This window comes from Corynebacterium sp. KPL1824 (genome assembly GCF_000478095.1).
GTDB lineage: Bacteria > Actinomycetota > Actinomycetes > Mycobacteriales > Mycobacteriaceae > Corynebacterium > Corynebacterium accolens.
The window spans coordinates 1,100,469-1,120,598 of record NZ_KI515749.1; the positions used below are offsets into that span (position 1 = coordinate 1,100,469).

A 20,130-nucleotide genomic window follows, 5' to 3' on the forward strand; every position below is an offset into this window, starting at 1 on the left:
TACAACGCGCTCTTAGTTCACGCCCAGGTTGAGGCTCTTGCCCACGAGGGAATCGGAGCGAATGGCGAGCTTATCAGCCACCGCCCTGATTTCCTTCGCGGCAGGGGAGTCGGGTGCCTCGAGCACGATGGGCGTGCCGGCATCGCTATTCGAGCGCAGCGCTGGATCCAGCGGCACGGAGGCCAGCAGCGGAACCTCGTGGCCCAAGATGATGCCGAGGCGGTCTGCAACAATCTGGCCGCCGCCTTCACCAAAGACGTCCATGGTGGAGCCATCCGGCATGACCATGGCGCTCATGTTCTCAATCACGCCGGCCACGCGCTGGCGCGTTTGTTGGGAGATGGATCCGGCGCGCTCGGCCACCTCGGCTGCGGCGGCCTGCGGCGTGGTGACGATGAGCAGCTCCGCATTCGGGATGAGCTGCGCAACGGACAGCGCCACATCGCCGGTACCCGGAGGCAGGTCGAGGAGGAGGACATCGAGATCGCCCCAGAAGACGTCCGCCAAGAACTGCTGCAGCGCGCGGTGGAGCATGGGCCCGCGCCAGACGACGGGCGCGTTACCCTCCACAAACTGCCCAATCGAGATGTGCTTAATGCCGTGAGAGATGGGCGGCAGCAGCATTTCATCATCAAGCACGGTGGGGCCATCGGTCGAGCCGAGCAGGCTGGGCACGGAGTGGCCGTAAATATCGGCATCGACAATGCCCACCTTCAGGCCCTTATCCGCCAGCGCTGCGGCCAGGTTGACGGTCATCGAGGACTTGCCGACGCCACCCTTACCCGACGCCACCGCAAAGACACGGGTCGTCGAATCGGGCTTCGCAAAAGGAATCTCGGGCTCGGCCTGGCCGCCGCGCAGCTTCTGTTTCAGCTCGCGGCGCTGCTCATCGCTCATCGCGTCCATGGTCACGGTAACCTTGCCAACGCCGTCGATGTCCTCGACCGCGGCACGGGTATTGGTCTCGATGGTGGACTTCATGGGGCAGCCCGCGATGGTCAGGTAGATGCCAACGGTGACATCGTTTCCTTCGATATCGACCGATTTCACCATATCGAGTTCGGTGATGGGGCGGCCGATTTCTGGATCCTGTACGTGGGAAAGAGCCTCGCGTACGGCTGATTCGGTAATAGAGCTAGACATAACTCTTGCCATCTTAGTCACGGCGCTACCTCAGGTAAACACGCCCGCGCGGTAGACTCAGCGAGAAGCCACTGCATTTAGTGAAGGAGAACGTCTAACACCATGCGCATGTTCGCCCGTCCTATCGTTGCCTGTGCAGGCGTTGTCCTCAGCGCCACGTTGCTGGCAGGATGTACTGACCACATCGTTACCGAACCTTCCGCGGAGGCAAGTGACCGCAACTCCGTAGACATCGTGGTCGACCCAGACGAAACCGACCAAGTGGTACTGGGCGAGATTTACCGCCAAATGCTCGCACGCGCAGGGCGTGAGGCCACCGTGCTGAAAGACGACAAGTACCAGTCTCATGGAGATAAAGGCCGGAGCCTCAATCCAGAAGGCAACTTCTATGTTGGCTGTACGGGCGATTTCCTCAACTATCTAAACCCCAGCGAGGCCCGCGACATCTCGCAAGATTATAAGAAGGCCGAACAAGACACTCAGCCTGGCGGGGAAGACTTCCTCGCCCGCACTCATATTGCGTTGATGTCCTCGCTGCCCACGGATCTAGCCACCGTAGAGCCCTCCGGAGCCTACGGCTGCGAGGACGCGGAGCCGGAACTGCCCGAAAACTTCGTGGTGGTTTATCAGAAGAGGCTTTTCGACCGTGAGGAAGAAATCGCCTTTGCTTCCCTCACCAAGTTCATCACGCACAAAGACCTCTCCGACTTAGCCGAAGACGCCGAGGAAAAGGGCAGCGTGGAAAAGGCCGTCCGCGACTGGATGCAATCCCCCGGTAGCGACATCGTAGACGGCGAGGGCGATTCCGCGTCCACCGGCGGTTCCGACCTGACGAGCTCCTAAGGCCCAGCCCCACGCTTCAGTCCCGCCCCACGCTTCAGTCCCGCCCCACCTCACCCCACCTAACCCTTCGCGCTCACCGGCAGCCACCCTTCAGCAGGCGATCGTCCTCCCCGTGAGCGCGAGGGGCAGCTAGCTACCGCCCCCACCCCTGGCGCTCACCAGTAGCCGTCCTTCAGCAAGCGATCGTCCTCCCCGTGAGCGCGAGGGGTGGGTGGTTTCGAGGCTGAGTACGGTACCCTCCCTTGGCGCTCACGGGCGGTGCGTGCTGATGACCATTCCGCTTCGCCGGTGAGCGCGAAGGGCGGGTAGGTGGCTGGCAGGAGGCGAAGGCGCATGAAAATGCCCCAGTGAGGAAATAACCTCACTGGGGCATTCAGCGCTGCAGCGCGCTAGGTGCCTTTTCGGCGGTTACACGTGGTTAAACGTCGAAGGCCTCTTCAAGCAGGTTCTTCTGCTCAATCTGGTGTACCTTGGCGTTACCCGTAGCCGTAGAGGACTGGGCGCGGCGGGAGACGCGGACCATTTCCGGCATATCCGGAATGAGGTCGCGCAGGTGCTCGTTGTAGAACGGCCATGGGCCCTGGTTGGCGGGCTCGTCCTGTACGAACCGGACCTGGGTGGCGTTCGGGTACATCTCGAATGCCTCGCTCAGGCGGTTGAACGGAATCGGGTGGAGCATTTCCACGCGGACGATGGCGATGTCATCGCGGCCGTCGGCCTCGCGCTTCTTCTCCAGGTCCCAGTAGAGCTTGCCGGAGACCAGCATGATGGTCTTGACCTTGTCCGTGTCGCCGACCTTCTTGTTGTTGACGTCCACGAAGTGGGGGTCATTGATAACGGAGCGGAACTTCTTGACCTCGGTGAACTCCTCAACGGAGGAGGTGGCGGCCTTGTTACGCAGCATGGACTTCGGGGTGAAGACGACCAGCGGGCGCTTCATCTCGCCCAAAGCCTGACGGCGCAGCAGGTGGAAGTGGTTAGCCGGGGTGGACGGCTGAGCCACGGTCATGGAACCTTCCGCACACAGCTGCAGGTAGCGCTCGATGCGGGCGGAGGAGTGGTCCGGGCCCTGGCCTTCGTAGCCGTGCGGCAGGAGGAGAACCAGGCTGGACAACTGGCCCCACTTGGCCTCACCGGAAGAGAGGTACTCATCGATGATGGTCTGGGCACCGTTGGCGAAGTCACCGAACTGAGCCTCCCATGCCACAAGGGCGTCGGGGTTACCCACGGTGTAGCCGTATTCGAAGCCCATGCCGGCGAACTCGGTCAGCGCGGAGTTATAGACCATGAACTTGCCGCCATTGTCCTTGGACACTGCCAGGGAGTTGAGCGGGTTGTATTCGTTGCTATTGCGGGGGTCGAAGGTCACGGCGTGGCGCTGGGTAAAGGTACCGCGGCGGGAATCCTCGCCGGCCAGGCGCACGACTTTGCCCTGGTTAGCCAGGGAACCGAAGGCGAGCAGCTCGCCCCAGCCCCAGTCGATGCCGCCTTCGCGGACAGACTTCGCACGGTCCTTGGCCACCTTGGCCACGCGCTTGTGGTACTCGAAGTCCTCGGGTGGGTTGCCGTAGGCATCGCCAAGCTCGGCCATCTCTTCTGCGGTGATGGAGGTATCCAGGCCGCGGGTGAGCTCCTGCGAAGAGGTAATACCGGTCTGTTCCTTCGGGCCGGCCTTCTCGGCTTCCTTGTGCTCGGTGAACACGGACTCCATCTGGTCGTGGAAGTCGCGTGCGGCTGCCTCGGCGTCCTCGGCAGACAGGTCGCCACGGCCGATGAGCTCGTTGGTGTAGTGCTCGCGCACCGGCTCGTGGTTCTCGATGACCGAGTACAGCTGCGGCTGGGTCATGGATGGGTCATCGGCCTCGTTGTGGCCGCGCAGGCGGTAGACCACGAGGTCAATGAAGACGTCCTTGCCAAACTGGCGGCGGTATTCGGCGGCCATCTGGCCTACCCAGACAACGGCCTCTGGGTCATCACCGTTGACGTGGAAGACCGGGCAGTCAAAGCCCTTGGCCAAGTCGGTGACGTAGTGGGTGGAACGGCCGGAATCCGGGGTGGTGGTAAAGCCCACCTGGTTGTTGACCACGATGTGGACGGTGCCTCCGTTGGTAAAGCCGCGCAGCTGGGACAGGTTGATGGTCTCCTGCACAACGCCGAGGCCGGTGAAGGACGCATCGCCGTGAAGCATGACGGGAACGACGGAGTAGCCGTCCTTGCCCTTGTCCAAGATGTCCTGCTTGGCGCGGGCGATGCCCTCCATGACTGGGTCGACAGCCTCGAGGTGGGACGGGTTGGCTGCAAGGGTGACCTTGATTTCGCCATCGCCGAACATCTGCAGGTGCTCGCCCTCGGAGCCCAAGTGGTACTTCACGTCACCAGAGCCGCCGAGCTGGCCGCCCTTGTAATTGCCGTCGAACTCGCCGAAGATATCTGCCAGCGGCTTGCCCACGATATTAAACAGCACGTTTAGGCGGCCGCGGTGCGGCATGCCCATGACGACCTCGTCGAGGCCCTGGCCCGCAGCGGTGTCGATGATGGAATCCAGCAGTGGAATAAGGGTCTCGGCGCCCTCAAGGGAGAAGCGCTTCTGGCCCACGTACTTGGTCTGCAGGAAGTTCTCGAATGCCTCGGCTGCATTGACCTTCTGTAGGATGTACTTCTGCTCGGCATTGGTCGGCTTAGGCATGCCGGCCTCGAGGCGGTCCTGCATCCAGCTGCGCTCGTCGCGGTCCAGGATGTGGGTGTACTCGGAACCTACCTTCAGGGTATAAGCAGCGCGCAGGCGGGAAAGCACCTCGCGCAAGGTCATCTGTTCCTTGCCGCCGAAGCCGCCGACGTTGAAGACGCGGTCCAAGTCCCAGATGGTCAGGCCGTGCGTAGCGATGTCGAGGTCGCGGTGATCCGGGCTAGGCAGGCCAGGCTGGGACCAGCCGAGGGGGTTGACATCGGCAAGCAAGTGCCCGCGGGAGCGGTAGGACTCGATGAGCTGCATGACGCGGGTGTTCTTGTCCACGCCGGAGTTGGGGATGTCCTGTGCCCAACGGAAGGGCTCATAAGGAACGCCCATGGACTCGAAGAGCTCGTCCCAGAAGGCATCATCAACAATGAGCTGGCCGATGGTGCGCAGGAACTCGCCAGACTCTGCACCCTGGATAACGCGGTGGTCATAGGTGGAGGTCAGCGTAACCAGGCGGCCGACGCCCAGATCAGCCAGGCGGTCAGCGGAGGCACCGGCGAATTCTGCCGGGTAATCCATGGAACCAACGCCGATAATGGAGCCTGCACCCTTGGTCAGGCGGGCAATGGAGTGGCGGGTGCCGATGCCGCCCGGGTTGGTCAGGTTAATGGTGACCCCGGAGAAGTCATCCATGGTGAGCTTGTTCTTACGGGAACGGGTAACGATGTCCTCGTAAGCCTCAATGAACTCAGCGAAGGACTTGGTCTCGCACTCCTTGATGGCGGCGACCACGAGGGCGCGGGAGCCGTCCTTCTGCGGGAGGTCAATGGCCAGGCCCAAGTTGATGTGCTCAGGCTGGACGACGAAGGGCTTGCCGTCCTTTTCCTCGTAGCGCACGTTCATTCCAGGGTGCAGCTGCACGGCCTTGACCATGGCGTAGCCAATAATGTGGGTAAAGGAGATCTTGCCACCGCGGGTGCGCTTCAGGTGGTCATTGATCATGGAACGGTTTTCCCACATGAGCTTGACCGGCATATCGCGCACGGTGGTAGCGGTAGGAATCTCGAGGGATTCTTCCATGTTCTTAGCAATCGCCTTGAACATGCCCTTGAGCTGGCGCTCGTCGCCGCCCTTATAATCTTCTAGGTTATCCAGCGGAGACTGCGCATTCTTGCCCGCAGAATGCTTAGCCTTCGCGGACTTTTCCTTGGCCTTAGATACAGACTCTTTCACGTTGGTATCGCGGGCCTCTTGCTTGCGGGCGGTGGTAGTGCCTTCGGTCTTCTTGGCCGAGGACTTAGACTCTGCCTGCGCCTTCTTTGGCTGTGGCTTAGATGCTTGAGAAGGAGCCTCAGCTTCTGGCTGCGCCTTGGGCGCGCCGTTTGCTTCGAAATAGTCGCGCCACTCCTTGTCTACGGAGCTAGGATCCTTGGAGTACTGCTGGAACTGCTCGTCTATCAGCCACGCATTCGGGCCGAAGATGCTCGATGTGCTCACGGCAGGTATTCGCCTCATTTCTCTGCTTTAAAATGGTCGTTTATTCGACTTTAGTTCGGACTTTGCACGAGCGCATATCTCACCCGCCAAAGTGTCTGCCTATATGATACGGGCCAATCCCTCACCTTCACTATGTCAGGGGTAGCGAATTCGCTCTAAACGATCATCGGGTACCCGCCTTTGTGTGGGAAAGAGGGGAGAGCTGCTGGCGGGCGTGTTCGATGACCTGATTGGCCAGCTTGCGATTGGCCTTCGTGCCAATGACCGCCCCGATACCCATGGGCATGAGTTTGCCCACCCAGGCCCACTTCATGCGCTTGGTGATCTGCTTGGTAAATACCTTGGTCAACCGGCCATTGATGCCAGATAGCGTGGGCCCGGAAAAGCGGGAGAGGGAGGCCACGGAACGCGCCCCCGTGACCGTGCCGAGGTCACCGACAAAGGTATCGACCACCGCAGAGCCCTTCGAGCCCGTCAATACCACCAGCACTAGGGCGCGGCGGCGCTCGGGCGAGGAGATGTCATCGCCGCGCAAGTACGCTGACGCCAGGATGTACCACGCGGCGGCTTCAAGAAAGACCACGGATTCCGCACCGATGGTGGCCGCGCCCGTAAAGAGCCCGATGCCGGGCACGGATGCGGAGGCACCGGCGGCCGCGCCCGTGCCAGTAGTGATATTGATGAAGTGCTTGTTAATAAAGCCCTGCAACTCCTGGTCAGTGGCATCCGGGTGGTGCTTCTTTAGGTTCTTGACGTATTTGGAAATAACACCAGATTGCACGGATACCGCGCGGTCCAGGGAGCTCAGCAGCGCCCTAGTAAACCGCCCGCTGTGCTCCGGATCGATGTCATACGTGTCGCTAGCTGCTTTATCCGGGGTGGATTTTTTAAAAATGGACATGCCTTCTCCCACACCAATCCTTAGTTCGTTGGGGCAGTGGTATTAATAGAATTTTTACCCAGCATAGCCCTGACCTTGAAATAAGGTGGGTGCGCATGTGCGATTCGGATCGCCACCGGCGTGCAACCTACCTAAGGTAGGGAGTATGCCTTACCCGCAGGAAAATCAACGTGACGCTGGGGACTTTTATTCCGAAGAGTCCACCGCTGCCGCGCGCTTGCGGGCCATGCGCGCACACGAGCGCGCCCGTAAGGCCCACGAACAGGCACAAAATGCCTACGCGGATGAACTCACCGTGCGCACGACCTCCGGCTGGGTGCGCGGGGTCATCGAAGAAGACCTGCGAGTAGATCGCCCCATTAGCGCCGGGCCAGTGCGCACGTGGCGCGGCATTCCCTTCGGCGCCTCCACGGCCGGCGAGAACCGCTTCCGCGCCCCGCGCCCGGCACCTCGCTGGAACGGCGTGCGCGATTGCAGCCAATTCGGGCCGATCGCCCCACAGCCCACATACTCCTGGACCGACCGCATCGTCGGCTCCGAGGATTGCCTGTACCTCGACATCGTGCGCCCCCGCACAGAGGAAAAGCTGCCCGTCGTGGTGTATCTGCACGGCGGCAGCTTCATCATGGGCTCGTCCCACATGCTCATGCTGCGCGGGTTTGAGCTCGCCACCCGCATGAACGTGGTCTACGTATCCATCAACTTCCGCCTCAACGCCCTGGGATATCTCGATCTGCGCAGCCTCGGCGGCGAGTGCAGCGCCAACCCCGCCGTGGCGGATCAGATTCTGGCCCTTAACTGGGTCCGCGACAATATCGCTGCCTTTGGCGGCGACCCAGACTCGGTCACCCTCATGGGCGAATCCGCCGGCGGTGCCGCGGTGCTGGCGCTCATGACCAGCCCGACGGCCGAGGGGCTCTTCCACCGCGCCATTGCCCAATCCCCACCCATCGCGCTGGTGCACTCCCGCGCCCAATCCACCTTGTGGGCCCGCGAACTTGCGCGCCGGGTGGGCCTGCCGCGCCGGGTGAGCGTAGATGACCTGCGCCAGGAAGACTGCGCGGATGTGGTGCGCTCCGGCCAATCCATGATGTGGCGCGCCGGCGAGCTACTGCACTTAAACTCCTGCTACGCGCCCACGGTGGACGGCGAGCTTCTGCCCGAGCACCCCATCACCGCCTTTGAGCAGGGCCACCAGCACAAAATCCCGCTGCTGATAGGCACGAATTCGGACGAAGCCAGCTTTGGCAAATTCCTCTTTCAGCGCCAAAGCGCCCGAGAGCGCGCCGCCCTGCGGCTATTGGCCTCCTACGATCCCCACCACGCCCCCGAGGTCGTCGCCGCCTACCGCGGTGCGGTCCGCAGGGAGGATTTTGCGCACTTGCTTGCCGATGCCCTCTTCTGGGCACCCTCCACCCGCATCGCCAGCGCCCACTCTGAAGTAGCCGATACCTGGATGTACCGCTTCGACTTCGCCTCTGCCGTCTTGAAGTGGCTGGGTTTAGGTGCCATGCACTCGATGGAGTTGGGCAATGTCTTTGGCGATCCCCAATCCTCGCGCGCCTCCCTGTTAACCGGCTGGGGCTCGCGGGCCGAGATGGAGGAATTGACCTCCACCATGCAGGATCACTGGGCCGCGTTCATCCACGGCGGCAGCCCGAAGGCGCAGTGGCCGCGCTATGAGAGCGGTGAGCGCGCGACCATGATCTTTGATGAACAGGCCTATATCGTGCACGCCCCCAACGACGGTCGCCGCAAGGCGTGGGAGGATTACCACATGGTGGAGTGGGGAAGTGGCCGCCCAGAGCTAGTGCGCTCTCTTGGTTTCCAACCACACCGGAGGGATTAGCGGTAGAATCCAGAGTGACCGCGGGCGGCGTCTTGCCCACCGCGGGGACCTCTGCTTCCGAAGGATGGATTTTTCACCACCATGAGCTTTTTCGAAGATATCGCTTCCGCATTGGACGCCGAGGGCATCGAGTCCCGCGTCAACGAAGACGTCATGTTCGTTCCAATCACCTCTGATTTGGAAATCCAGTTTGTTGAAATCGATCCTCTCTTGCCTGCCGCCAACGTATACATCGCTGCCGCGGATGTGGATGAAGACGATGAAGAATTCGAGGCCGTCTTGGTCTCCGTCGCCTTTTCCGTCGACGACGCTGTAGAGGCCGTCTCCCGCCACATCGCCACCGACCAGGTTGTTACCGTCCTGCGTGACCTCCTGGAAGGTACCGATGAACGCATCGCGGAATTGGAGTTTGACCAGGACGAACTCAACCCGCACCTCGTGGTGGCGGAAGTAGGCAACGATTCAGAGCTGCGCGTATTAGTAGAAACCATCGACGGCGTGCCCTCTGCCATCGTGCGCTTCTTGGCCTTCGACTTCGATGAAGAAGACATTGAAGAGCTCGAGGACGAGGCCGTGACGGAGATGTGGCAGGTGGACGAGGAAGGCGAGGACCTCGATGAAAACGAGCGCCTTGCCCTCTTTGGCAACACTGACTCCGATGACATCCCCATCGTGGAAGTCCCCGCTGAGGCCCTGGAACTGGGCACCTACACCGATTTCGACCGCCTCTTTGACGTGCTCGGATTGGTCTCGGAACAGGCTCTGGACTGGGAGGCCCAGCTCGTCAACTTTGATGAGGATGACTTCGAGGAACCAGACGTCTACGACATCTTCTGCGAAGACGCCGATGATGACGATGACGAGGACCTTGAGTTCTTCGACACCTTCACCGAAGACGACGACGCTGACGCTGACGACGAGGGCGACAACAACTAAGCCCCTAAGCCGCTTGCTGGAATCCCGCGAAAAGGGATTCCGGCGAGCGTACGGGCTTAAAGGCGCTATCCACCAGCCACACGTAGGTGGCATTGGGTCCACGGGAAATCTCGTGGACGGCGCCAGCTAATTCTGCGGGGACAAGCGTGCGCACCCACCCTTCCGCCGTGGCGGGATCGACTACCTGCCCAAAGTTATCGGTGATCCGAATGGTGATGAGGTAGGCGGGGATTCGGCTTTCGCCGAACCCGCGGATCCGCGCCTTTACTCGTGCTCCCACGCGGTGGCGGGTAATGCTCATGCTGTAGTCCACGCCGCCTGGTGTGGGTGGCAGTTGCTTTATGGGCGGGCGCCACGTCGGGGTGGGACGAGCCAAGGACCGCGGGTGGTGCATGATGGCGGAAATTGAGCTGACGGTCTCATAGTGGTGATAGGCCAAGTCGGCGGCGATTTCCGTCGCCGTGGCGCCGGGTTGGCTGGATACTGTGTGCGAAAAGTTCTTATCTACGTTGTGCATGGCACTCACTCTAAACCGCATGGCCGACACGAGTTCGAACAATACAAACACATGTTCGAAAAAGTAGCTTAAATAGCTTTCAGACCTTCAAAGGCATAAGGTTGCACGTGCTATGAAGAGTGCTAATGCCGAACCGGCGCCCTACGAAAAGCCCAAGGTGCCGCGGGAAATCTGGGTAATGGTAACGGCGGCGTTCATTATCGCCTTAGGTTATGGCCTTATCGCACCGCTTTTGCCGCAGTTCGTGGTCAGCTTCGATGTTTCGATGGCCGCCGCCGGCCTGGTGGTCTCCATCTTCGCCGCCTCCCGGCTGATCTTCGCGCCCGTGTCTGGTTCGTTGGTGGACCGCGTCGGCTCGCGCCGCGTCTACCTGGTGGGCCTGATGACCGTGGCCGTGACCACGGGTTTGGTTGCCATTGCCCAAGAGTATTGGCACATTGTGGTGTTGCGCGCATTGGCGGGGCTGGGCTCGACCATGTTTACCGTCTCCGCGATGGGCCTTATCGTGCGCCTGTCTCCACCGTCGATTCGCGGTAAGTGCTCTGCCACCTACGCCACGGCATTCCTACTGGGCAATGTCGCCGGCCCTGTCCTCGGCGCCAGCCTGTCCTTCCTGGGCTTCCGCTGGCCATTTTTCATCTACGGCATCGGCGTGATGCTCGCTGCTTTTGTTGTCTGGTGGCAGATGCCGCGGGTCAACCACTCCCAAACCACCACCTCGGAACTGCCGCCCATGCGCCTGCAGGAAGCTTGGAGCGATACTGCCTTCCGCGCGGTGCTGACCTCCAACTTCGCCCACGGGTGGATCAATATGGGCGTGCGCGTGTCCGTCCTGCCGCTTTTCGCCGCCGCGATTTTCCATAATGGCGCCGCAGCCTCGGGCTTGGCTCTCGCGGCCTTCGCCGCAGGCAATGCGATTATTCTCCAGTTCTCCGGCCGGTGGTCCGATCTCCATGGCCGCAAGCCGCTTATCTTGATTGGCTTGGTCGGCTCCGCCATCTTCATGGTGCTCATGGGACTGGCCACCAGTGTGTGGTTCCTATTGCTCGTATCCGCCCTTGCGGGTGCAGCATCGGGCCTAATCAATCCTTCCCAGACCGCCGCGGTGGCAGACATCGTGGGCAACGAGCGCTCCGGCGGCAAGGTATTGTCCGCCTTCCAGATGGCAGGAGACTTCGGCCAGATCGTGGGCCCCATGCTCATTGGGCTGCTTGCCGATGTCTATGGCTTCCCCACAGCCTTCACGGTCTGCGGTGCCATCGCCATTTTCGGCATCATCGCCTGGCTCTTCGGCCGTGAGCCGCGCGAAGAGTCCAAGGTGGAAGTAGAACGCATGCCGAAAAAATAGTTGACGGCAACCGCTCTGTGCCGGCTAAGTTATGCGCGTGTGGATGACTTAAACGCGCGCTTTCTTGATGCAGTCAATAACGCCTTGATTATTTGGGTACGGCTGCATAATTCAGACATATTTGTGGGCCGTGCCTGGTGGATCGAAGAAAATACTTGGGTACTCCGCCGCCTCGAGGATGGTACGCGCCGGCACATCCTGCCCCGAGAGGTGGAGCACTTAAAGGTGATCGGCGCGTACCTTGAAGACTACGAGCAACAAGGCTAGAAGAGCCCTGCGACCTGGGACACGCACAGGTAGACAAAGGCCGCGGAAATGATGCCCATCAGGGTGTTGATGAACCAGCCATTGCGCCATTCCTTCGGGGTGTGCTTGGTATTAAGCAGTACCAAGAGCGTAAGTCCCAGGAAGGGCATGAAAAATGCGCCCAAGACGCCGTAGCCAATGATTAACCCGGTGGGCTTGCCCAGCAGTAGGAGAAGCATTGGTGGGAAGGTCAACCAGATGAGGTAAGCGCGGTAGTACTTACCGCCCGTGCTGGTGCTGGGGTGGCCTTGTGGGAGGTTCTTCAGGTGACCAACGTAGTCCGCAAACATGAGGGATACACCGTTCCACACGCCCAAGCAGGAAGAGAATGCGGCTGAGAAGAATCCCACGATGAACCACTTAGAAATAAAGGTTCCGTAGCGGGCCTCCAGCACGTCCGCCATGTCTACTAAACCCTGGTCGTTATCGGAGACAGCGACATTTGCGCTATACAAAAGCTCGGCACCAAGGACCAGCGTAGCCAGGACGAAGATACCGGTGACGGCATAAGCCACCGAGTTATCCATGCGCATGACCTTCATCCACTTGGGCGTGAACCATTTCTTCTCACGCAGCCAGTAACCGTAGGCAGCAAGGGTAATGGTGCCACCGACACCGCCGGCGATGGAGAGCACGTAGACGAAAGAACCATCCGGGATGGTGGGGACAAGGCCGCGCAGAATCTCTGGCAAATTGGGCGCGGTGATTGCGGCGATGCCCACCACGGTGACGAACATGATGCCAACCAAGATGGCGGCAAGCTTTTCAAAGAGTTGGTATTGGCCCAACCAGGTAAGTGCAAAGCACAATACGCCGGTCAGGATGGCCCACATGGTCAAGCTAGTACGGGGGAAAAGCGCGCTCAATGCCAAGCCGGTGCCGGACATGGCCGCTGCGCCATATACCAATCCCCAGATGACGATGTAGGGCGCGAAGTACCACGAGGTCCAGCGTCCTAGCTCCCGCCAGCCGTGGAACATGGTGTTTCCAGTGGCCAAGCTATAGCGGCCGACGCCTTCCACCAGCACGATTTTCATAATCGTACCGACGATGACGGCCCACAACAGTGCGTAACCGTAGCGCTGGCCGGCAATCATGGTTGCCACTAGGTCAGCGGCACCGACGCCGGTGGCTGCGGCGACCAAACCCGGACCTACGAGGGTCCATTTCACCTTTGCTTGTGGCTCAGAGTTCTGTGTCTGTTGGCCTTCGGCGGATGTTGCGCCGGTGTAATTTTCTGATTGGCTCATGACACTTCCTTAAGTGGCTGTGGTGCGAATCACTTAAGAGAAATGTATCACTCTTGACGGGTAAAGTGCAGCCCAATTATTCAACCACGCGTGCTAAGCGACGGTCCGACCAGCAGCGTACAGCGCCTTTGGCATGGTTCTTTGCAGCTTCCATTGGAATTGAATGGGCTTTTCACCGTGGTGGGAAACATAATCCACAGCACCCAAAAATGTATAGGCGCTCGCGGTGCCCACGGAGTTCTTCTTAGTAAAGCGAGAGGCGATAAGGATCTTCCCGCCGAGCTCATCATGCTGAATATATCGGCGTGCGGCCTTCGATTTTAAGGTTGTAGTAGATTGCGATTCCCAGTGGAGAAGTTCTGGTGAAATCGGGTAATCACGGTAATTGGTGGTGGCGCTCACTTGATCGTCTCTTTGGAAGGTCACCAAGAACAAGTCCATGTTCATATCGGGGAAATATTTCACTCCCTCGCGCGGAAGGCTGACCAGCTTTTCTAGTTCGCCTGTTTGCAAAGCACCGACTAACTCTGCCAGGGAGTAATCGGCGTGGGTTTCCAAAACGGTGTCCTCGCTTGGCTGCGGGATAATGCGCGAAGCATCGTTTTGTAGACGCATGACCTGTTCGAGCTCCCAAATAACTCGCGGGTGCTCTCGCAATATCCCCAGCGCTTGGTCAAAAGAAGACGGGCTGGGTGCATTGGAATTAGCCCAAAAGCCCAAGACCAGCATTCGTGCGAAGGCTTGATCAGTGGGCGTCATATCGCCGAATTGCGAAGTGGCGGATTTTAGGATTCGAAGATAAGCCTCAATGCGTGTCGCATCATTGACGTGGAGGAAAACTTTAATCCGGTTGAGTAAGAAGCTTTCCATCTCATCGTCACGTGGCTCGAGGAGGCCGTCCTCGCGCAGTAGGCGGGTCCAGGAGTATTTGTTGGGGCGGTAAATATCCTCCAACTCGAGGTTTGCCTCCTCGAGGAAATCTTTGAGATCGGTAGTTCGCAATTCCGCTACCAGCGCACGCACTTTCCGCAAATTGCTCCGTGCCGTCTTCTTTACGTTGTTGAGGACCTGTTCCGTCGTCGACTCATCGAATTGGATATGCGTTCCCGGCGGCGTGGTGGGAAAGCCCTGCTCTATCTCGGTAAGCAGGCGTTTTCCGCGTTTTCTCGTTAACGCATTGAATTTGCGCTCAAAATCGTATTCAACATGCTGTTGGCCAATGAAATCGAATACGGTACAAGAATCCTTTCCGGGAGCAAGGCGAAGACCGCGGCCAAGTTGCTGTAGGAAGATAACCGGGCTTTGGGTTGGCCGGAGCAAGAGCAGTGTATTGACCGCTGGGATGTCGACGCCCTCATTGAAAATATCAACGGAAAAGAGGGCCTTGATGGCGCCGCTTTCGAGTTGTTGAATGGCTTCTGCGCGTTCAGAAGAAGTTAATTTGCTCGTCACGGCCTGGGCGGGAATTCCAAAGTGCTGAAATTGCTGCGCCATGTGCTCTGCGTGGGCGATGGAAACACAAAAGCCGATCGCCTTCATCTCAGAAAGATCGAAAATCCGTTTATCCAGTTCATTCAGAATGAATCGCGTCCGCTTTTCACCAGACTTGATATAGAACTCTGATAGCTCGGTGGTGTTGTAATCTTTCTTTCCTCTATTCCACGTGAGTGAGGAAAGATCCGTGCCGTCTGCGATTCCGTAATAGTGCATGGGGACCAACAGCTGCAGGCGCAAGGCATCCCAGAGGCGTAGCTCATGGGCAATGCGGTAGTCGAAATACTGCTGCACATTTTTGCCATCGCCGCGCTCAGGCGTTGCGGTCAGCCCAAGTAATTCGTCTGGTTCAAAATGACTAAGAAGCGCGTTATACGTTGGAGCTTCTGCATGGTGGAATTCGTCGATGACCACGACATCGAATTGATCTGGCGCGAGCTTTTCTAAGCGAGTGGAATTGAGCGACTGAACGCTCGCAAATACAAAGTCCCAGCGCCGGGGCTCGGTGCCATCGACAAGCAGCTCGCCAAAGTCGGCATCCTTAAGCACCTCGCGGTACGTACGCCGCGCTTGGTGAAGAATTTCCTTGCGGTGTGCCACGAAGAGTAAGCGTGGGCGACGCTTCCACTGCCGGCAAAGATTGAGGTAATCCAGGGCAGCTACGACGGTCTTGCCGGTGCCTGTCGCCGCAACGAGTAGGTTTTTGTGGCGATCCTTTACCTCACGTTCGGACCGCAGCGCCTCGAGCATCTCTTCTTGATAAGGATAGGGAGTAACTTCCAGGCCAGAAAGTTCTAATTGGCGCAATGCTTGTGGGGACTCCGTGCCTTTTGCAATGCGCAGGGATTCCTGCAGGCAATCCATATCCCTGGCGGGGTCAAAAGTCTTGAAGTGGCTATCGTGCCAGTAGCTGTCAAAGGTCTTTATGAATTTTTCGATGACCTCAGGCGTCGCCGTAGCAGAGCCGCGCACGTTCCATTCCCAGCCATCGATAAGAGCAGACCTCGAAAGGTTCGAGCTTCCAATAAAAGCGGTGTCGAAGCCAGAATTCCGTCGGAATAGCCATGCTTTGGCATGCAGGCGTGTGGATTTATGCTCATAGCAAATCTTCACATCGGCGCGATATTTTTCTACCAGGCGTTTAAGGGCCGCCGCATCGGAAGCCCCACAGTAAGTAGAGGTCAATAGGCGGAATGGAATCTGGTTGTCGCGCAGGAACTGCAATTGCTGGTCAAGGACACTGATTCCGGAGCTCTTGATAAAGGCGCACAACAAGTCGACGGAATCGGCTGTCTTTATCTCCCGCTCAACCTCGCTGGTTAGGCTGGCCTCGCCCTGGGCATTAGTAAAAAGCGCGCTCTTAGTCAGCGATACATCCGGAAGCAGCGGAGGTTCGGCTAAAGAAGTGTTGTAGACGGCGTAGAGGAGTTGCTCGGTATCAATATCTTCGTCCTCGCCAAGTAACCCAGCGATTGTATTGATAAGGGCTACTCGGTCTGCTGAGGATTTAAGCCCCATGAGGCGTTGCTCTAGTAAATCGCCGATGTGTTGAGACATGGCCGAGGTATAGCGCCCGCGAGCGCTATCATCTGTGCCGTTTCCTACCCCGAATCCCGCCGATGGGTGTCGACTTTGCGTTTCCTCCATTCGCTCACGAATGCGCGAGGTCACCGGGGTTTCATAAACGCCGAAGGGGAGCGAGGAATCCAAGGAATGACTCATAGCTACAAGATTCTAAGGGCAAAGCTTTTCCACGGCTGGAATATCCGCCGGCGCCCAGGTCAGCTCCATAGCTTCTGCGGGGGTAACCCATTTGGTTGCGTCGTGATCGCTCAGGCGAAGCTCGCCGCTGATGAGCGTGCAATAAAAGGTGGTTAGTTCGATGGTGGCGAAGTCGTACTCGTAGGTGGTTGTCGTGAGTTTGCTGCCTACGTGCGCGATGAGGTTGAGTTCCTCGCGAATTTCGCGGGCTAAAGCCTGTTCGGGTGATTCTCCCGGTTCGATTTTTCCGCCTGGAAATTCCCAATGTCCTTCTAGGGGTTTTCCGGGCTTCTTGCGGCAGGCGAGGAATCGGTTGCCATCGTGAAAGACGGCACCGACGACGCGGATGGGGTTAGACATAGTTCCATTGTGCCTTGAGCCAGGAAACGCTAGACAACAAGATGTAATTTAGCTAACATATTCCCAATGTTCGCGTCAGGCTGTCGCGCGGGCTTGATCATCATGCAAGCTTGAGGGGCGGTCTATCGTGACATCTACTAATTCAGTTAATTCCTCCATCCAGAGCCATGACGGGGAAGTCCCGCGGCCTGAGGGACGGTGGAAACTCTTTGTTTATAGCGCCATTGGCGCGTTCGTGTTCTTCTTTCCTGTGACATATAAGGAAAAGAACTCCATTCCTTTGGACCACATGGTCACCATCGTGCGCGATAGCATTCCGGCGGTGGTGCCGTGGCTTATCTTTGCGCTCGCCGTGTATGGAACGGTGCGTAGCTTTAGTACGGGGGCGTTTAAGGAAAGCGCGCTGCAGGCGGTCTTTGCGGTCCTCAATATCGCCGGTGCCATCATTTCCTTCCTCATGGTTATTGACGCGCTGCCGTGGGTATTAGGTGATGAAGATTTGGTTCCCTTCTTGTGGAACTCCATTGCCACGCCGGTGGGGCTTATCGTGCCCATCGGCGGTACCTTCCTGGCATTTCTTATTGGATTTGGGCTCCTGGAATTTGTTGGGGTGCTGATGCAGCCCATCATGCGCCCGCTGTGGAAGACGCCGGGTCGATCCGCCATCGATGCGGTGGCATCCTTCGTAGGTTCGTATTCGCTGGGCATTTTGGTCACGGACCGCGTCTATCAAAAGGGCGGTTATACCGGCAGGGAAGCTGCCGTTATTGCCACGGGGTTTTCCACGGTATCGGCGGCGTTTATGGTCATCGTGGCCAAGCAGCTGGATTTGATGAATATCTGGGGCACCTACTTTGCCGTCACGCTGCTGGTGACGTTCCTGGTTACGGCCATTACCGTGCGCATCCCGCCGCTGCGGACGATCCCGGATGAATATTGCGCGGGTGTAGAGCCAGACCCGGAAAAGCCGGTAGAAGGATCGCGGTTTAAGAATGCGTGGCGCGAGGCGATGCTGGCTCTGCAGCGCGCGCCGTCGCTGCCACAGGCCATTTGGGATAACCTGCGCGACGGCGTGCGCATGGCCGCGGCCATCGTCCCGTCCATTATGTCGGTGGGCCTTATTGGCTTGCTACTTGCGCGGTTTACCCCGATCTTTGAATGGATCGGGTATCTGTTTTATCCCTTTGCTTGGATTGTGCAGCTGCCGGAGCCGGCACTCGGCGGCAAGGCCGCGGCGATGGGCATTGCGGAGATGTTCCTGCCCGCCACCGCGGTGGCAGGCAGTGACTCCATGGTGCTGAAATTCGTCATCGGGGTCGTGGCGGTCTCTGCCATCATCTTCTTCTCCGCCCTGGTGCCGTGCATTTTGGCCACCAAGATTCCGGTGAAGCTATCCCACCTGGTCATCATCTGGTTTGAGCGCGTTGCTCTCACCATCGTGATTGCGACCCCGATTGCGCACCTCCTGTTCTGAGTCTTACTGCCCGCTTACCGCAGTGAGGTGAGCGTTAACGATGTCATCGATAAGCCGCGCCGCCGCCTTGGCGGTGCGGTTGTCTATGTCGAAGGTGGGGTTGAGCTCGACGACATCGACAAGCGCGAGCTTGCCCGTCGCCGCGATCGCGACCGCCAGGGCGCGGATGCGCTCGTAGGCAACGCCGAGGCTAGCCGGGGCGGATACACCCGGCGCGGTGGAGGCGGGAAGCACGTCCAAGTCGATGGAGAGGTGGACCTTGTCCGCAGCGGCGGTGGCCTGGGTGGCGAGCGCGCCGCATTCGGCCGGGGTGAGGTTCACCAGCTCCTCATCCAGGGTGTAGTTAACGCCGAGCTTTTCGGCATCGTTGAAGAGCACCGCAGTGTTATTGGGGCGGGAAATACCGAAGACGGTGTAGTCAAAGTCATCGGTGAGCTGGGAAATCTGGGTAAAGGGCGTGCCGGAGGTGGCGTGGTCCGCGTGGCGGAGATCGAAGTGGGCGTCCAAGTTGATGATCGGGGTGGCACCGCGCGCGCGGAACAGGCCGCGGTGGGAGCCGAAGGCGGTTTCGTGCCCGCCGCCCAAGATAATCGGCAGGGTAGCGCTGCGGACGAGTTCTTCGACCTTGTCAGATAGGGCCTCGTGTGCGCCGTCGAGATCATCGCCTTGGGTGGTGATGGTTCCGGCATCGGCAAGCGCGTGGCCGTGGTGAACCGCGAGGGAGCCAAGGGCTGTGCGCAGGGCGGCGGGGCCGGCGGCGGCACCTTGGCGGCCGCCGTTGCGCAGCACGCCCTCATCGGAGGCAAAGCCCAGCAGGGTCACGGGCGCGGATTCGGCCTGGTTGATGACGCTATGCCAGCGCGCGTGCTCGGCGCCGGGGCCATCGGAGCGGCCGGACCACTCGGGGGCGGGAGTAAAAAGTGGGGCTGATTCGGTATTCATAGTGCCGATACTAGAAGCGTGCGGTGAATTTGTCTGTCAATGGCGGAATATAATTGGACGTTGTGAGTGCTAACCGAGTCCCCGCCGCGCGCCATGCCCTAGACATCCTCAAGCTGCTATCTACTATCGATGTCCCGATTTCCGCCGCCCGCATCCAAGGCGAGCTCGGCCTGCCGCGCTCGACCACGTACCACCTGCTCGCGGAAATGGTCGATGCCGGGTTCGTTGCCCACCTGCCGGAGCACAAGACCTACGGCCTGGGGCTGGCCGCGTACTCGATGGCCTCTGCGTATGTAACCCAGCAGCCGCTGGTGCGCATGGCAACGCGCGACTTAGAAGAATGCGCGCGGCTGGTAGGCGGATCCGGTCATCTTTCGCGCATGGCGGGCTCGGAGATTTTATACCTGCAGGAAGTCCGCGCGCCGGGCGCTACCTCGTTGGTTACGGAGGTGGGGGTGCGCCTGCAGGCGCATAAGACGGCATCGGGCAGGGTGATGCTGGCACACCTGCCGGAATGGGAGGTCAAGGCCGCATTCGATACCGCAGGCGGGGAAAATTTTGGTCTCCTGAAAAAGCAGTTGGACCGGGCCCTTGCGCGCGGATGGGACCAAGAGGTGGAAGAAATCTCGCGGGGACAGGCCTCGGTGGCGGTGCCCATCCTGGACCACCTGGAGCGGCCCGCGGCGGCCATTGCGGTGACCTATCCCGTGTCCACGCCGGCAGATAGGGTAGAGGCGCTCATTGCGGCGCTGCGCCAGGCCGCGGAGAAAGTTGCGGGAAAAACGTATCGCCAGCGCGAAAAGTGAGGTACCATGCGGGCTAGCGCGTTAGG

General features: G+C 59.4%; 15 protein-coding genes. 7 read left to right on the top strand and 8 right to left on the bottom strand.

Annotation, left to right across the window (positions count from 1 at the left end):
* Window positions 1–12: 12 nt before the first annotated feature.
* Window positions 13–1,143 carry an Mrp/NBP35 family ATP-binding protein gene (locus HMPREF1267_RS05155; RefSeq protein WP_034666908.1) on the bottom strand — a complete coding sequence of 377 codons (1,131 nt, stop codon included), beginning with the start codon at window positions 1,141–1,143 and terminating at the stop codon, window positions 13–15.
* A gap of 102 nt (window positions 1,144–1,245) precedes the next feature.
* Here HMPREF1267_RS05155 and HMPREF1267_RS05160 point away from each other — a divergent pair, with 102 nt between their 5' ends.
* Window positions 1,246–1,986, top strand: a complete 741-nt coding sequence (locus HMPREF1267_RS05160) for a hypothetical protein (protein WP_023028635.1) — start codon at window positions 1,246–1,248, stop codon at window positions 1,984–1,986.
* A 418-nt stretch (window positions 1,987–2,404) separates the two neighbouring features.
* On the opposite strand, the gene HMPREF1267_RS05165 is transcribed toward HMPREF1267_RS05160, so the two are convergent.
* Together HMPREF1267_RS05165 and HMPREF1267_RS05170 are read right to left on the bottom strand one after the other, a co-directional pair.
* On the bottom strand, window positions 2,405–6,178 hold the full coding sequence (locus HMPREF1267_RS05165) for a multifunctional oxoglutarate decarboxylase/oxoglutarate dehydrogenase thiamine pyrophosphate-binding subunit/dihydrolipoyllysine-residue succinyltransferase subunit (protein ID WP_005280124.1): 3,774 nt from the start codon (window positions 6,176–6,178) through the stop codon (window positions 2,405–2,407).
* A 145-nt stretch (window positions 6,179–6,323) separates the two neighbouring features.
* Window positions 6,324–7,061, bottom strand: a complete 738-nt coding sequence (locus HMPREF1267_RS05170; protein WP_023028637.1) for a hypothetical protein — start codon at window positions 7,059–7,061, stop codon at window positions 6,324–6,326.
* 145 nt (window positions 7,062–7,206) lie between these two features.
* Between HMPREF1267_RS05170 and HMPREF1267_RS05175 the strand changes: the two genes are divergently transcribed.
* Together HMPREF1267_RS05175 and HMPREF1267_RS05180 are read left to right on the top strand one after the other, a co-directional pair.
* Window positions 7,207–8,910: a carboxylesterase/lipase family protein gene (locus tag HMPREF1267_RS05175; protein WP_023028638.1), complete on the top strand. Its 1,704-nt coding sequence runs from the start codon at window positions 7,207–7,209 to the stop codon at window positions 8,908–8,910.
* A gap of 81 nt (window positions 8,911–8,991) precedes the next feature.
* Window positions 8,992–9,846 (top strand): hypothetical protein, encoded by an 855-nt coding sequence (locus tag HMPREF1267_RS05180; protein WP_023028639.1) that lies wholly within the window; start codon window positions 8,992–8,994, stop codon window positions 9,844–9,846.
* A 4-nt stretch (window positions 9,847–9,850) separates the two neighbouring features.
* On the opposite strand, the gene HMPREF1267_RS05185 is transcribed toward HMPREF1267_RS05180, so the two are convergent.
* Window positions 9,851–10,363 (bottom strand): hypothetical protein, encoded by a 513-nt coding sequence (locus HMPREF1267_RS05185; protein WP_023028640.1) that lies wholly within the window; start codon window positions 10,361–10,363, stop codon window positions 9,851–9,853.
* Window positions 10,364–10,475: 112 nt separating this feature from the next.
* Between HMPREF1267_RS05185 and HMPREF1267_RS05190 the strand changes: the two genes are divergently transcribed.
* Window positions 10,476–11,711: an MFS transporter gene (locus HMPREF1267_RS05190; protein WP_023028641.1), complete on the top strand. Its 1,236-nt coding sequence runs from the start codon at window positions 10,476–10,478 to the stop codon at window positions 11,709–11,711.
* Window positions 11,712–11,750: 39 nt separating this feature from the next.
* On the top strand, window positions 11,751–11,978 hold the full coding sequence (locus tag HMPREF1267_RS05195) for a hypothetical protein (RefSeq protein ID WP_005280133.1): 228 nt from the start codon (window positions 11,751–11,753) through the stop codon (window positions 11,976–11,978).
* Here HMPREF1267_RS05195 and HMPREF1267_RS05200 read toward each other — a convergent pair.
* The 3 genes from HMPREF1267_RS05200 to HMPREF1267_RS05210 form a co-directional block, all read right to left on the bottom strand.
* Window positions 11,975–13,267: an Nramp family divalent metal transporter gene (locus HMPREF1267_RS05200; protein WP_023028642.1), complete on the bottom strand. Its 1,293-nt coding sequence runs from the start codon at window positions 13,265–13,267 to the stop codon at window positions 11,975–11,977. The two genes, HMPREF1267_RS05195 and HMPREF1267_RS05200, sit on opposite strands and share 4 nt — an antisense overlap.
* 93 nt (window positions 13,268–13,360) lie before the next feature.
* The gene (locus HMPREF1267_RS05205; RefSeq protein WP_023028643.1) at window positions 13,361–16,483 is read right to left on the bottom strand and encodes a DUF3427 domain-containing protein; all 3,123 of its coding nucleotides are present in this window, start codon (window positions 16,481–16,483) and stop codon (window positions 13,361–13,363) included.
* A 12-nt stretch (window positions 16,484–16,495) separates the two neighbouring features.
* A complete protein-coding gene (locus HMPREF1267_RS05210) occupies window positions 16,496–16,882 on the bottom strand; it encodes a (deoxy)nucleoside triphosphate pyrophosphohydrolase (RefSeq protein WP_023028644.1) in 387 nt (128 codons plus the stop codon).
* Window positions 16,883–17,009: 127 nt separating this feature from the next.
* Here HMPREF1267_RS05210 and HMPREF1267_RS05215 point away from each other — a divergent pair, with 127 nt between their 5' ends.
* A complete protein-coding gene (locus HMPREF1267_RS05215) occupies window positions 17,010–18,356 on the top strand; it encodes a YjiH family protein (protein ID WP_023028645.1) in 1,347 nt (448 codons plus the stop codon).
* Between the two features lie 3 nt (window positions 18,357–18,359).
* Here the strand turns inward: HMPREF1267_RS05215 and hutG are convergent, their stop codons facing one another.
* The gene (gene hutG / locus HMPREF1267_RS05220) at window positions 18,360–19,298 is read right to left on the bottom strand and encodes a formimidoylglutamase (protein WP_023026303.1); all 939 of its coding nucleotides are present in this window, start codon (window positions 19,296–19,298) and stop codon (window positions 18,360–18,362) included.
* 62 nt (window positions 19,299–19,360) lie between these two features.
* Here hutG and HMPREF1267_RS05225 point away from each other — a divergent pair, with 62 nt between their 5' ends.
* The gene (locus tag HMPREF1267_RS05225; RefSeq protein WP_023028646.1) at window positions 19,361–20,104 is read left to right on the top strand and encodes an IclR family transcriptional regulator; all 744 of its coding nucleotides are present in this window, start codon (window positions 19,361–19,363) and stop codon (window positions 20,102–20,104) included.
* Window positions 20,105–20,130: the final 26 nt, after the last annotated feature.

Coding starts and splice junctions, on each gene's coding strand:
- HMPREF1267_RS05165 (WP_005280124.1), bottom strand. CDS start 6,178: ATGAGGCGAATACCTGCCGTGAGCACATCGAGCATCTTCGGCCCGAAT.
- HMPREF1267_RS05160 (WP_023028635.1), top strand. CDS start 1,246: ATGCGCATGTTCGCCCGTCCTATCGTTGCCTGTGCAGGCGTTGTCCTC.
- HMPREF1267_RS05200 (WP_023028642.1), bottom strand. CDS start 13,267: ATGAGCCAATCAGAAAATTACACCGGCGCAACATCCGCCGAAGGCCAA.
- hutG (WP_023026303.1), bottom strand. CDS start 19,298: ATGAATACCGAATCAGCCCCACTTTTTACTCCCGCCCCCGAGTGGTCC.
- HMPREF1267_RS05190 (WP_023028641.1), top strand. CDS start 10,476: ATGAAGAGTGCTAATGCCGAACCGGCGCCCTACGAAAAGCCCAAGGTG.
- HMPREF1267_RS05170 (WP_023028637.1), bottom strand. CDS start 7,061: ATGTCCATTTTTAAAAAATCCACCCCGGATAAAGCAGCTAGCGACACG.
- HMPREF1267_RS05155 (WP_034666908.1), bottom strand. CDS start 1,143: ATGTCTAGCTCTATTACCGAATCAGCCGTACGCGAGGCTCTTTCCCAC.
- HMPREF1267_RS05180 (WP_023028639.1), top strand. CDS start 8,992: ATGAGCTTTTTCGAAGATATCGCTTCCGCATTGGACGCCGAGGGCATC.
- HMPREF1267_RS05210 (WP_023028644.1), bottom strand. CDS start 16,882: ATGTCTAACCCCATCCGCGTCGTCGGTGCCGTCTTTCACGATGGCAAC.
- HMPREF1267_RS05175 (WP_023028638.1), top strand. CDS start 7,207: ATGCCTTACCCGCAGGAAAATCAACGTGACGCTGGGGACTTTTATTCC.
- HMPREF1267_RS05205 (WP_023028643.1), bottom strand. CDS start 16,483: ATGAGTCATTCCTTGGATTCCTCGCTCCCCTTCGGCGTTTATGAAACC.
- HMPREF1267_RS05185 (WP_023028640.1), bottom strand. CDS start 10,363: ATGCACAACGTAGATAAGAACTTTTCGCACACAGTATCCAGCCAACCC.